The following is a 13,293-nucleotide window of genomic DNA, read 5'->3' on the forward strand; positions in this document are numbered from 1 at the left end:
AATAGACCACTTAATTAAGCAAGTTGGTATTATCCAAACCTTAGGTTAGTTAAGAAATATTCGTTTTTATTTTGCTAAGCACACCGCTTTTTTGTCTGAAATTTCACTATCACAAGTTAAAAAGGCAGCACCGTTTTCATCCAAAAACTGCCCTTGCCACTTTCCTCCTTTACCAAGTTCAATTGATAAAAAGCCAAATTTGCCTTGTGTATTCACCACCGCATTTTCACCATCCAAGTTGTAATCATATTCACTAAAGGCATTGGTGTTACTTAAACTAACACCACTGTTACCTACGACAATTTGCGGCGGCCTAGCGGTGCTTGTTGCAAAAGTTGAAGACTGATAAATGTGCATATGTCCTGCGAGCGATAATTTTACATGATCGGGCAGTTGGCCAGATTTGGTGCGTTTCAATGCAGTTTGTAGCATTACGTTTAGGGTATCTTTGGTTGTTGGGTTCTCAACGCCCCAAATGGGTCTGTGGCTCATGATCCACATGGGCTTGGTTTTTAGTAATTCACTTCTGACATTTAGTCTTTGATATTGTTGCTGGTAAACTTTAGTTAGCCCATTATCGGCACTGGCATCACACGCATTCGCGCTATCCATTACCCAAATACTGAGCGGCTTTAAATTGATGGTATAGGAGTTTTGCACAATGATATGCGCGCTTGCAGATTTTGGTGGTTGAGTATAATCACCTTGTGCTGGGCATTGTTGTTGGTCTACAGCATCAGGGAGGGCTGCCCCTGGGCCAAAAAAGTAAAACCAACCAACGCCAGCTCGACTACACAACTCGTGATTTCCCCGTGCAAAAATCCATGGTGCCGTAGCTGAAAGTTGACGCGTCGCAAAAAAGAAGTCGGCTTGCCAATTACTCCATGTGTCTGGCCTGGGGCTATTTAGCGCGTTTTGGCTGTAGTAAGTGTCATTTAAGCCACAGCTTGCACCACCGTAGCCGCCGTCACCTGCGTCATAGGCGTAGGTATCCCCAGAGATTGCGCCGCCAGTACCACGATAATTGAGATCTCCCATGTGAAGCAGTAGCTGTGGTCGTTGTTGTGCTCCTTGCGCCGTAAGGCTTTTAAACGGCTCAGCAGCGCTGTTGTTTTTACACACTGACGATTTACAGCCGGTATCGCCGAAAACCGCGATTTTCTTAGGGTCAAAGGTGACTGGTGCTAACGAAAATGCGCTATTGGTGACTGTATAGGCAGTGTTTGATCTTAGCTTTGCTTCACATACGGTAACAGGAAAGTGCGCCGGGTTTGGGCGCTTTGCTCTTAATGTCATTGGTGTGACAGCTTTATTTGAGATAAGAGAGGGACATTGGCTGGCGTCGGTTAGTACACCATCGACAATCACTCGAGCATAAATATTGGGGGTTTCAGTAGTTGAGGGCGCAAACATAGTGTAAGCGCCGAGCACTTTGGTATTTACTTGTTGTACAGCAAGTGTACTACTGCAAGCTATTAAATTGAGCGCAGCAATGGCAATGATAACGCGCATGACTTCATTCCTTTTTTAATGTAGTAGAAGGAAGTTTAATTGATTGTTAATAGTTTGCGAGCCTTCAATGCAAATATCTGTGATCACACCGGTACTCTATCCTCTTAGTAGCAAAAATACCCCAACTAACGCAATTAACCCACCACATAGCATTGATTTAGTGATAGTTTCTCTGCGTAAAAGCCCAATCGTCATCACCATAAGCGGTGCCGTTGCAAAGATGGTTTGCGCGATGGCTGGGTCGGTGTGATTAACGGATATCAACTGTAGCCATAGGCCGATAAAAGTACCAAAAAACACCGCAACAAACAGCCAGTTTTTGCCTTGAATTTGTTTCAGCGTAAGTGCCTTAAGTAGGCTTTGTGAACGCAAATAGGTGACAATAAAGGCCACAAATAAGGTACCTGAGGCGAGACGGATAAGTGCTGCCCACAAGCTGCTGATGCTTTCGTTAGTTAATGCGCCTTTGGAAAGTACCATACCCGCAGCTTGGCAAACAGCCGCTGTAAGTGCGAAGCAAACGCCAAGTATATAGTGCTTGTTGTCTACAACTGGCTGGCTACGACTTGGTTTGATTGCGAGCATTACGCCTACGGTCGTGATAGCAATGCCAAGCCAAGCTGATGTGCTAAGATAAACACCAAGAATAATAATATTTAAGATCCCAGCAATGGCAGGTGCTAGGCTTTCAATCACCAAAGTGCGTGCAGGGCCAATATTTCTAAGTGCAGCAAAGTAGGCGCTGTCACCAATCGCTATACCCAGTATGCCACTGGCAATCAGCCAGCCCCAACTAGAGAGTAAGGTGGGGTACATGGTATCAGCGGTGACGAGTAAACATAATATCATCAGAGCAGAAGCAATAACGCCTTTGCTGACGTTTAGCTCAAACGGACTGAGGTGATGGCTAAATCGCTTGTATAAAATTGTTGAACCAGCCCATACTCCGGCTGCTGCAATTGCTGCCGCTTCCCCAATGCCAATCATATATACCACGCTGCTTGTGCTTATTAATTTGGTGGCAAGTATACATACATTGAACAAAAAATGGGGAGGGAGCGAGATCAAATCGTTATTATGGGGTTTTGGACGTCCATACATCTAGAGGTTGAAATTTTCCTGTTTTTGTCCATAATAATGCCATTCGATTAGTCTGGAGCAGCGCATGCCAATCACCGTCACCGACGAACTCCCAGCCATTGCCCAACTGCGTCATGAAAATGTTTTTGTGATGCCACAAAGCCGTGCATCAACGCAAGAGATCCGCCCTATGCGACTTGCCATATTAAACTTGATGCCAAATAAAGTGGAAACTGAGGTGCAATTTATTAGGCTATTGGCCAATACGCCTTTGCAAGTGAATGTCGATTTACTACGGCTAGACACTCACCGCAGTTCTGAAAATTCAGAGCAACACCTAGACATGTTTTACCGCTATTTTTCAGATGTAAAAGAGCAAAACTATGATGCCTTGATCGTCACTGGCGCACCACTGGCGCATCTTGAGTATGACGATGTGGTGTATTGGCAAGAGTTACAGGCGTTTTTTGATTGGGCAGAGCACCATGTTACTTCAACGCTCTTTTCTTGCTGGGCAGCGCATGCCGGTTTGTATCATCACTATGGCTTAAAACGGGAACTCAAAGAGGACAAACTGTGCGGTGTGTTTAAGCACCACTGTTATTTTGACCACGGGGCGCTGACTCGCGGCTTTGACGATGAATTTTTAGTGCCTCATTCTCGATATGGCCATATTGATGTCGGCAAAATTAATACATGTAAAGACCTTGTAATTTTAGCTGGTTCAGAAAAAGTGGGTGCTTACTTAATAAAAAACCATTCCGGCAGCCAAGTCTATATCACCGGTCATCCAGAGTATGATGCTGACACGTTACAAAAAGAATATTTACGTGACTGTGAGAAAATGGCTAATGCACCACTGCCCGAGAACTATTTTCCTGAGAATGACACCACAAAGCGCCCCTCCAAAACATGGCAAAGTCACGCGTTTTTGTTATTCTCAAATTGGTTAAACTACTATGTTTACCAAACCACACCTTATGATATTAACTTAGTTAGCCAAGATGTAAGGACTAACAATTATGCCGAATAATGTAGCCGTAAACGGTGAGCAAATTGCAGCGCAGCTTAAGCAAGCAATGCAGCAACGTATTCTGATCTTAGACGGTGCGATGGGTACAATGATCCAAAAGCACAAATTAGAAGAAGAGGACTATCGTGGTGAACGTTTTAAAGATTGGCATGTCCTTATCAAAGGTAACAACGATCTGCTAAGCTTGACACAACCTGAGATTATCAAGCAGATCCATCGTGATTATCTCGCTGCTGGCGCGGATATCATTGAAACCAATACTTTTAATGCCACCACTATCTCAATGGAAGATTATGATATGGCAAGCCTGAGTCAAGAGATTAATCTCGAATCGGCGAAGCTTGCACGTGCGGTGTGCGATGAATTTACCGCCCAAGACCCCAGCAAGCCTCGCTATGTGGCAGGTGTACTTGGTCCAACATCAAAAACCTGCTCCATTTCTCCTGATGTAAACGACCCTGGTTTTCGCAATATCACTTTCGACAAGTTGGTTGCAGCTTATGTCGAGTCAACGCTTGCCCTTATTGAAGGCGGTGCGCACCTTATTTTGATTGAGACTATTTTTGATACCCTGAATGCCAAAGCCGCGTCTTATGGTGTGGAGGAAGCCTTTGAGCAAGCTGGGGTGAGATTACCTGTGATGATCTCTGGTACTATAACCGACGCGTCAGGGCGTACGCTGTCAGGGCAAACCACAGAGGCGTTTTATAACTCCATTCGCCATATTAAACCGATTTCCATTGGTCTGAATTGTGCGCTAGGCCCAGATTTACTAAGACAATATGTAGAAGAGCTCTCACGGGTATGTGAAACGTTTACCTCTGTGCATCCAAACGCTGGGCTTCCCAACGAGTTTGGTGAATATGACCTAGAAGCCGATGACATGGCAAAAGAAATTATCGATTGGGGTAAAGAAGGATTTATCAACATAGTTGGTGGTTGCTGCGGCACCACACCTGAGCATATTAGCGCCTTTGCGCGTGGTCTTGCACAAACCCCGCCGCGTAGCTTGCCTGACATCGAAGTGCGGATGCGTTTGGCTGGTCTTGAAGCCTGTAACTTAAATTAGGAATTCACCATGACACAAACAGCAGTATTTACTAACGTCGGTGAGCGTACCAATGTAACGGGTTCAGCAAGGTTTAAACGCCTTATTCTAGAAGAAGATTACGAAACTGCATTAGATGTTGCCAGAGAGCAAGTTGAAAATGGTGCTCAGGTAATTGATATCAACATGGATGAAGCCATGTTGGACTCAAAAGCAGCGATGGTAAAGTTTCTCAATCTGATAGCGTCAGAGCCGGATATCTCAAAAGTTCCCATCATGGTTGACTCGTCTAAATGGGAAGTCATTGAAGCGGGCCTGAAATGTATTCAAGGTAAAGCCATCGTAAACTCAATCTCCTTAAAGGAGGGTGAGGCGCCATTTATTCATCAAGCTAAAATTATCAAACGTTTTGGTGCAGCCGTGGTAGTTATGGCGTTTGATGAAGTTGGTCAAGCGGAGAGCGCAGATAGAAAGTTTGAGATCTGTCAGCGCTCTTACAAAATCTTGGTTGATGAGCTTGGGTTTCCGCCAGAAGACATCATTTTTGACCCAAATATATTTGCGGTCGCCACGGGGATTGAAGAGCACGATAATTACGCCGTTGAATTTATCGAGGGCACGCGCAGAATCAAGCAAAACTTACCGCACTGTAAAGTGTCTGGGGGCGTATCGAACGTATCCTTCTCATTCCGAGGTAACAATCCCGTGCGTGAAGCTATCCACTCTGTATTTTTGTACCATGCGATTAAAGCGGGTATGGATATGGGGATTGTTAACGCCGGTCAGCTTGCAGTGTATGACGATATTCCAAAAGAGCTCCGTGATGCCGTTGAGGATGTGATCCTCAATACCGACGCTGGTGCTGGCGAGCGATTGGTTGAGATAGCGCCTAAATATTCAGGTATGGCGCAAGCAGACAAAAAAGAAGATCTAGAGTGGCGCTCTTGGCCAGTTGAAAAACGCTTGGAACACGCGCTAGTTAAAGGGATCACAGAGTTTATTGACGAAGACACCGAAGCCTGTCGTCAGCTGTTTGATAAGCCAATTCAAGTGATTGAAGGGCCTCTGATGGATGGTATGAACGTGGTTGGCGATTTGTTTGGCGCGGGCAAAATGTTTTTGCCACAAGTGGTGAAATCTGCTCGAGTGATGAAGCGCGCGGTGGCCTACCTCGACCCTTACATTGAGGCAGAAAAAGAAGAGGGCTCAAGTAACGGTAAAGTGATCATGGCCACAGTTAAGGGCGATGTACACGACATCGGCAAAAACATCGTGGGCGTGGTACTGCAATGTAATAACTACGAAGTTGTGGACTTAGGGGTGATGGTGCCAGCAGAAAAAATCCTGCAAACGGCCATTGATGAAAATGCTGATGTCATTGGCTTGTCTGGCCTTATTACGCCTTCTCTTGATGAAATGGTGCATGTCGCTAAAGAAATGACACGCCGCGGCTTTGATATTCCATTGCTCATTGGTGGTGCTACCACATCGAAAGCCCATACCGCAGTTAAAATTGAACCTCAGTATGATAAAGGTGTGATTTACGTCAATAACGCCAGTCGCGCGGTTGGTGTGGTATCTAGCCTGTTAAGTAAAACACAAAAGCCCGAATTTTTGGCAAAAACCGCGGATGAATACGTCAAAGTGCGAGAGCAACAAGCGCGTAAAAAGCCACGCTCAAAACCGGTTACCTTAGCGCGAGCTCGGGATAATGCTGCAAAACTTGATTGGCAAAACTATACGCCACCGGTACCAAGTAAGTTGGGGATCACTGAGTTTAAAGATGTGAGCATCAAAACTCTGCGCGATTACATCGACTGGACGCCATTTTTTATGACTTGGTCATTGGCTGGTAAATATCCACGTATTCTGCAAGACGAAGTGGTTGGTGAAGAGGCGCAAAAACTGTTTCATGATGCCAATGCCATGTTAGATCAACTAGAGCGAGATGGTAGTTTGCAGCCACTTGGTGTGATTGGTTTGTTCCCGGCTAACCGCGTGGGTGACGATATTGAGATTTACAAAGATGAGTCACGAAGTGAAGTCTTGGTTACGTCATGTCAGCTGCGCCAGCAAACCGAAAAAACCGATTTTCCTAACTATTGTTTGTCGGATTATATTGCACCTAAAGGCACTCCTGATTATTTCGGTGCATTTGCCGTCACCGGTGGTCTTGAAGAAGATGACTTAGCAGAGGCATTTGATGCTAAGCAAGATGACTACAACAAGATTATGGTTAAGGCAGTTGCAGATCGCTTAGCCGAGGCATTTGCCGAATATCTTCATGAGCAAGTGCGTAAAGTGCACTGGGGGTTTGCTGCGGATGAAGCACTAAGTAATGAAGAGCTTATTCGTGAAAACTATCAAGGGATCCGTCCGGCGCCTGGTTATCCAGCGTGCCCTGAGCACACCGAGAAACAAAAAATTTGGCAACTGTTAGATGTCGAAAACCGTATCGGTATGAAGCTGACTAGTTCATACGCCATGTGGCCGGGAGCTGCGGTGTCGGGTTGGTACTTCTCGCATCCAGATTCTAAGTACTTTGCCGTTGCGACTATTCAAAAAGATCAAGTTGAAGATTATGCGACGCGCCAAGGGATGTCATTAGCGGAAGCTGAGCGCTGGCTCAGCCCAAACCTCGGCTACGAAACGACATAAACTGGATGATGATATAGCCCTATTTCTTTAGGGCTTTTTATTGCGCTAAACAACACATCCTATAACTGATACCAATTAGCCTTAATACTTGTTCAATTTGAAGGCAGAAATCTAACTGCGTTAAAAATTTCTTATTTAGAATAACTAAATAGTAAGGTTTTGCCTTGCCTACAGATGTAGTTACCTCGGCGTGAGCAGGGCGTGAAAGCGATGTGACGGACAAGATTTTCTTGCCTCAAAATAAACCACTTAAATAAAATAATTAACATAGTTCCAAATTCAAACCTTGAGCTAGATAAATTAAGCATCCAAATTTATTAGATAATGTTGTTTTGTAGTTAACAATGGAGACTAAACTAACGTATACTAGATTGAATAACTGTTAATAATAAGGTTTTCGTCAACAATGAAAATGAAGTGGGTATGTTGGCTTTTGTTTATTTCGCCCATTAGCTGGGGAAGCAACCAGCTTGTTGTAGACATCATTAGCAGTGAAAATTTCAGTCAACGCTACGAAGACTTTCTTGCGGGTCGTCATGTGTTAGATGTTGACACCTTTCATCCCACAACCAAGGGATCTCATATCGAAATCATCGAAATGGTGTTACTGCAACAAGCGCTGTTTCTCGGTGGCGAAACCCGCCAAGTTGTATTCAACCCAAAACCATCTGCCAATATTTTAGAGTTTTCCGATCTGATAGCAGGAGAGAGCTTAATTCTGGCCCGCAGTGTTTGGCATGAAAGTATCGTAGATTATCGAGGCGCATTATTTATTTCTGAGCCTATTGTTGAGGTTGGTGAATATGAGGCGGGTTTGTATGTTACAAAGCGCAATGTCGCGTTGCAACAGACTCCACTGTCCCAATTGAGGCAGCTTGATGTGGTTTCTAACCCGAGATGGGCAGTTGATTGGCGAGCCCTGATGAATACAGATTTACACATGGTGAGTTTTATAGGTCCATGGGAAACTATGTTAGAGATGGTGGAAAGCAATGTGGTTGATACCATGTTGATCAACTTCAGTGTGAGCGATTCTTTGGTGTTAACCTTTGAGGGGAAAGAATATGTTCCTATAGAAGACATTAAAGTTGTATTACCCGATTCTCGCCATTTCGTTGTAAGTAAAAATCACCCAGAAGGTGAGCAAATATTTGCAGCGCTAAATCGTGGTTTAAACGTATTAAAGCAAAGGGGGATCATAAAGCGAGCACTTACTGAGTCTGGCTTTATTAACAAAAGGGTTGCGAATTGGCAGGTGGCTAATGCAAAAATGTTAGTTGAGGTAGATTGATGCAATTTTTGCTTATGGTGTTTGGTGTCGTTTTTGCACTTTTGCCGTCCTTTGGTACGTTGGCTTATGAATCTAAAGCACACATGCAGCAGATGTACGATGCTTTGCTACTTTCAGTGGAAGAAGATTATGATTTGTCGCTATTGCCCAGTATTCGTGCCCTCAAAGAGCAAGCACGGGGACAGGGTGATAAAGAATTGCAAATTAAAACTCTATTGCTTGAGGGGAGTGTAGTGCAACACTTTGGTGAGTTTGAAGCTGGGCTGGATCTGCATCAACAAGCTTTGCAACTCGCTGGATCTGAAGCTAACACTATGCTTAAGGCCACGACTTATCTTGCCATTGCACATCTAGATATCGACCTTGAAAGTTTTGATCTTGCACAGCGGTATTTAGACAAAGCGTTACAATTGATAGAAACAATTGACGATAACGCGCAGATACATGCTGAGATTATGCTCTGGCAAGCACGCCTATATATGGATAAAGGCGCATATCGATTGGCACTTAAAACCGCAGCCACGCCGTTAGCTTCCTCTGTTCGTCAAGAAACTATCGCACAGTTAAGCTTAACGCGTTCATGGGCGTATTTGCAGCTCGGTAAGTACCCACAAGCAAGCGCAATTATCCAAAAGTTGGATGAGCAAAACTACCTGATGAAGAATCAGCGGATGCGCATTATGGCTGCGGTGCAGCGAGCGCGGATCGCGTTACAAGCCGGTGAATATAAAGATGCGATAACACTTGCTCAACAGGGATTAGAAATCACATTAGGTACGCGATTTTTGCTGTTTCAGTCTCAGCTTCAATGGACATTAGCGGCAGCGTATGCCCAGCAAGGTAACTATCAACAAGCGCATCGATACCTAAAGCGATATACTGTGACTGAAAAGTCGTTAAATTTGCAAAAGCGTAATAGCAAACTTTTGAAACTCGAAGCGCAGTATTCGCTTGCGCAGCAACAACAAGCGCTTGATGCACTTGAGCGTGATAATGCTCAGCAGGCAAAGCTTATTATTGCTCACCAACAGCAGATTGAGAATGCAAGGCTCAATCAGCAGCGTTGGCTGTTAATTGCACTACTTACCTTTACGCTTATCACAGTGATTTATTGGCGCTGGCAAAATAGGCAGTACACCAAACGACTTGAAAGCCAAGTCACAGCACGAACAGAAGAGCTTGCTGAGCGCAACAAACGCCTGCAAACCTTGAGCTTTACAGACAGCCTGACAGGACTTAATAATCGCCATCATTTTTTTAGTGTTATTGACAGTAAAATTGAAGCATGCCGTCAAGCTTGGCACGGTGCGCCACCAAAAGGCAATGCAGATCTTATTTTTGTGATTGTAGATATTGATCACTTTAAGGGGATCAATGACACTTTTGGTCATGCCGCTGGTGATATAGTTTTACAAGATTTTTCTGAAATTTTAAAGCAGTGCACTCGTGAGTCAGACACGATAGTTCGCTGGGGTGGAGAAGAGTTTTTGTTGGTGATGCCTGATTTAGACTATGTGGCAGCACAGGAAGTGATGGAGCGGATCAGGCGGCAAGTGGAAATTTACCCTTTTATCGTCAATGACCAAGTTATCAATTGCACTTGCTCAATCGGCTTCGCTCCTTTTCCTTTTTACCCTAGTGAGCCTGAAAAGCTTGGCTGGGAGCACGTACTAGAATTGGCTGATGGTGGGTTATATCTTGCAAAAGCATCGCGCAGAAACGCGTGGGTCGGTGTTTTAGCAGGAGAGGGTGAGGAGCTTAGCGGCAGCAGTCCACTTGCACATAACCTACAGACGTATTTACAAACAGGGAGACTGAGCACGCTCTCAAATCTTGCTGATCTTATCTATTCTCGAAAAGCGGGGTAACAAGCTGTGCAGGCAATAGCATACATTATGGCGCCATTTAAGTGTATTATGTAGGGTAAAACAACCTAAAAAGTACGACCCGTTTTGTTACCCATAGAAGCTGTTATTCCCGATATTATTTCAACACTTGCCTCAGATAGTCGTTTGGTATTACAAGCGGAGCCGGGTGCAGGTAAATCTACCTTAGTACCGCTGCGATTATTACAGGCAGGCTTATTCGGTGATAAAAAAATTATCATGCTAGAGCCACGTCGAGTTGCAGCTAAATCTATTGCGCATTATTTAGCAAAGCAGCTAGGAGAAACCGTTGGTGAGCGGGTGGGTTACCAAATTCGCAACGAAAAACGCCTGTCGGCTAAAACACGGTTAGAGATAGTCACTGAAGGGGTATTAACACGCCGTTTGCAAGCGGATCCTGAGCTGGTGGATGTTGGCTTGATTATTTTTGATGAATTTCATGAGCGCTCTATTCATGCTGACTTAGCCTTGATGCTGGCATATGAAGTACAACAAGCTTACAGAGATGACCTAAAGCTGCTAGTCATGTCGGCAACCATAGATACCGCACTGTTATCTCGCTATCTCGATGATGCCCCGATACTGACGTGTCCAGGAAAAACTTACCCCGTTGACGTCGCCTATTTTGGTAAACCGTCGCAGTATTTGTCTGATCATGTTCTGCGTGCATTGCAACAGGTAATTAGGGTGCAAGAGAGTGGCGATATTTTGGTGTTTCTCCCAGGTCAAGGAGAGATAGTACGCTGCATAGAAGCCTGCAAAACCACACTTGGAGAGGACATTATATGCTTGCCGCTATACGGTGGTTTACCATTGGCAGAGCAAGAAAAAGTATTGAGCAAACAAAGTGCCGCGGTGAGACGCGTAATTTTTGCCACAAATATTGCTGAAACCAGTCTGACCATAGAAGGGATCACTGTAGTGATTGACTCAGGACTTGAAAAGCGTCTGACTTATGATGTGAAAAGTGGCCTCTCTCGGTTGGACACGGTAATGATATCTAAAGCTTCTGCCACTCAGAGGGCAGGACGAGCAGGACGTTTACAGCCAGGGTACTGTTTACGTTTATGGCAAGAAAGTGCGCACAATACCTTGAGTGACTTTCAGCCAGAAGAGATAACGACCACCGATCTTTGCTCGCTAGCGTTGGAGTTAAGTGCTTGGGGTATAACGCAATACCAAGATGCTAATTGGCTAAGTGCACCGCCAGAACGACACTTTACGGTTGCCCGTCAACTTAATCACGCGCTAAACCTCGTTGATGAACAAAATAAAATTTTAACCGCTGGGCAAATGGCATTGGCGCTGGGGGTTGCGCCAAGGTTGGCAAGCATGCTATTGCAAAGTAGCACATTACAAGAACAGCAAATTGCTTGCTTGTTAGCAGCGATGTTAAGTGAACGAGATATTCAAATACAAGCCAAAAACAGTGATATTACTCGGCGATTGTTGGCATTAGTTGAGTATAGTAAAGACAAAAAGACCGCCACTAGTGCCTACCGCCTGCATCGTGCGACCACTGAAGTTGTACTTACTTTAGCCAAGTCTTTTGCTAAAAAGTTGGGCATTGTGTTAAACATCGAACGCCTCTCACTTACCGATATACATAACCGTACTGCTAGTTTGCTACTGCATGCCTTTGTTGACCGCGCTGCGCAAAAGCGTGCTCACGGTGACAATCGTTATTTACTTGCCAATGGTAGAGGCGTAACGCTACGCGAAGCAGATACGCTGCAAGGTGAGGAATATTTAGTGGTATGTGATGTGGATGGGAAAAACAAAGATGGCCTAGTATATCTGGCTTGTGCGGTGAGCCAGAGCCTACTCCTTGAACAGTTAGCCTCGCAGTTAAGCGAGGAAACCCATTATCAGCTAGACAATAAAAAAGAAGCGATACTTGGGCGTCGCCGTCTATGTTACCAGGCACTTATCTTAAAAGAACAAAACCTAAGTCAGATCCCTGTTTGTGAATTTGAGTCATGTGTGAAGGATATTTTAACTTCACAAGGACTTGGGCTATTAAACTGGTCCGCAAAAAGTCAAGCTTGGCTTGCACGAGCGAAATGGCTTGGCGAACACGTGGATGAATTTCCGTGTATCTCAGAAGCCCATTTAATCGCGCAGTTAGATACGTGGTTGCTGCCTTATCTCAGCGGTGTGAGTACTATTAAGCAATTAAAACAATTGGACATCTTTAATTTGCTACAGGCAACACTGACGTGGGATCAACAGCAACAATTAGCGTCACAGGCTCCCGAATTTTATATTACACCCAGTGAAAAACGTGTCTTGATCCGCTACGACGAGCATCAAGGTCCGACGGTGTCCGTGGTGCTGCAAGAAATGTTTGGACAGCTAGAGTCACCCATGTTGGCTGGTGGTAAGGTTGCGGTACGCTTCGAATTATTGTCGCCAGCCAAAAGGCCTATTCAAACTACCAGTGACTTAGGAAATTTTTGGCGCACCTCTTACTTTGATGTAGCTAAAGAGATGCGTGGCCGATACCCCAAGCACCGTTGGCCAGATAAGCCGCTAGAAGAAAAGCCTGGTCGCTCGATAAAACCTAAATCTCATTAATTGACGAAAGGCGAGTGGTAGGAAAAACTCCATCTTGTTCTTGTCTGCACAAATTAATGCTGTAAAGAGGCTTATATCTAGCTTTTATGCAGAAGTATTAGACATGATTGAAAATGGCCTGCTTTGTATTTAGGTCTATCGGAAAACTTCGCTCGCAACAAACGCGGTTACTCGTTAAGCTTGATGTAATACCATATATGGACTCTCT

At 44.7% G+C, this 13,293-nt stretch carries 8 protein-coding genes; 6 read left to right on the top strand and 2 right to left on the bottom strand.

All coding sequences use genetic code 11. From position 1 onward, the window contains the following. Positions 1 to 66: 66 nt before the first annotated feature. Positions 67 to 1,512, bottom strand: a complete 1,446-nt coding sequence (locus tag D9603_RS12860; RefSeq protein ID WP_128731611.1) for a metallophosphoesterase — start codon at positions 1,510 to 1,512, stop codon at positions 67 to 69. Positions 1,513 to 1,608: 96 nt separating this feature from the next. Next, positions 1,609 to 2,499 (bottom strand): DMT family transporter, encoded by an 891-nt coding sequence (locus tag D9603_RS12865; RefSeq protein ID WP_128731612.1) that lies wholly within the window; start codon positions 2,497 to 2,499, stop codon positions 1,609 to 1,611. 178 nt (positions 2,500 to 2,677) lie between these two features. Here D9603_RS12865 and metA point away from each other — a divergent pair, with 178 nt between their 5' ends. The 6 genes from metA to hrpB all read left to right on the top strand — a co-directional run bounded on the left by metA (position 2,678) and on the right by hrpB (position 13,085). Continuing rightward, entirely contained in the window at positions 2,678 to 3,625 is a 948-nt protein-coding gene (gene metA, locus D9603_RS12870; protein WP_128731613.1) for a homoserine O-succinyltransferase, read from the top strand. Further along, the gene (locus D9603_RS12875; RefSeq protein WP_128731614.1) at positions 3,615 to 4,694 is read left to right on the top strand and encodes a homocysteine S-methyltransferase family protein; all 1,080 of its coding nucleotides are present in this window, start codon (positions 3,615 to 3,617) and stop codon (positions 4,692 to 4,694) included. The genes metA and D9603_RS12875 overlap by 11 nt, the downstream gene beginning before the upstream one ends. Before the next feature lie 9 nt (positions 4,695 to 4,703). Continuing rightward, positions 4,704 to 7,331, top strand: coding sequence for a methionine synthase (gene metH, locus D9603_RS12880; protein ID WP_128731615.1), 2,628 nt, complete (start codon positions 4,704 to 4,706; stop codon positions 7,329 to 7,331). A gap of 406 nt (positions 7,332 to 7,737) precedes the next feature. Continuing rightward, positions 7,738 to 8,622: a hypothetical protein gene (locus D9603_RS12890; protein WP_128731616.1), complete on the top strand. Its 885-nt coding sequence runs from the start codon at positions 7,738 to 7,740 to the stop codon at positions 8,620 to 8,622. Beyond that, positions 8,622 to 10,490 (top strand): GGDEF domain-containing protein, encoded by a 1,869-nt coding sequence (locus D9603_RS12895; protein WP_128731617.1) that lies wholly within the window; start codon positions 8,622 to 8,624, stop codon positions 10,488 to 10,490. Before D9603_RS12890 ends, D9603_RS12895 begins: the two co-directional genes overlap by 1 nt. A gap of 84 nt (positions 10,491 to 10,574) precedes the next feature. Beyond that, on the top strand, positions 10,575 to 13,085 hold the full coding sequence (hrpB, locus tag D9603_RS12900; RefSeq protein ID WP_128731618.1) for an ATP-dependent helicase HrpB: 2,511 nt from the start codon (positions 10,575 to 10,577) through the stop codon (positions 13,083 to 13,085). Positions 13,086 to 13,293: the final 208 nt, after the last annotated feature.

It is taken from the genome of Pseudoalteromonas sp. PS5 (genome assembly GCF_004103255.1).
Lineage (GTDB): Bacteria > Pseudomonadota > Gammaproteobacteria > Enterobacterales > Alteromonadaceae > Pseudoalteromonas > Pseudoalteromonas peptidolytica.

Coding starts and splice junctions, on each gene's coding strand:
- D9603_RS12860 (WP_128731611.1), bottom strand. CDS start 1,512: ATGCGCGTTATCATTGCCATTGCTGCGCTCAATTTAATAGCTTGCAGT.
- D9603_RS12865 (WP_128731612.1), bottom strand. CDS start 2,499: ATGATTGGCATTGGGGAAGCGGCAGCAATTGCAGCAGCCGGAGTATGG.
- metA (WP_128731613.1), top strand. CDS start 2,678: ATGCCAATCACCGTCACCGACGAACTCCCAGCCATTGCCCAACTGCGT.
- D9603_RS12875 (WP_128731614.1), top strand. CDS start 3,615: ATGCCGAATAATGTAGCCGTAAACGGTGAGCAAATTGCAGCGCAGCTT.
- metH (WP_128731615.1), top strand. CDS start 4,704: ATGACACAAACAGCAGTATTTACTAACGTCGGTGAGCGTACCAATGTA.
- D9603_RS12890 (WP_128731616.1), top strand. CDS start 7,738: ATGAAAATGAAGTGGGTATGTTGGCTTTTGTTTATTTCGCCCATTAGC.
- D9603_RS12895 (WP_128731617.1), top strand. CDS start 8,622: ATGCAATTTTTGCTTATGGTGTTTGGTGTCGTTTTTGCACTTTTGCCG.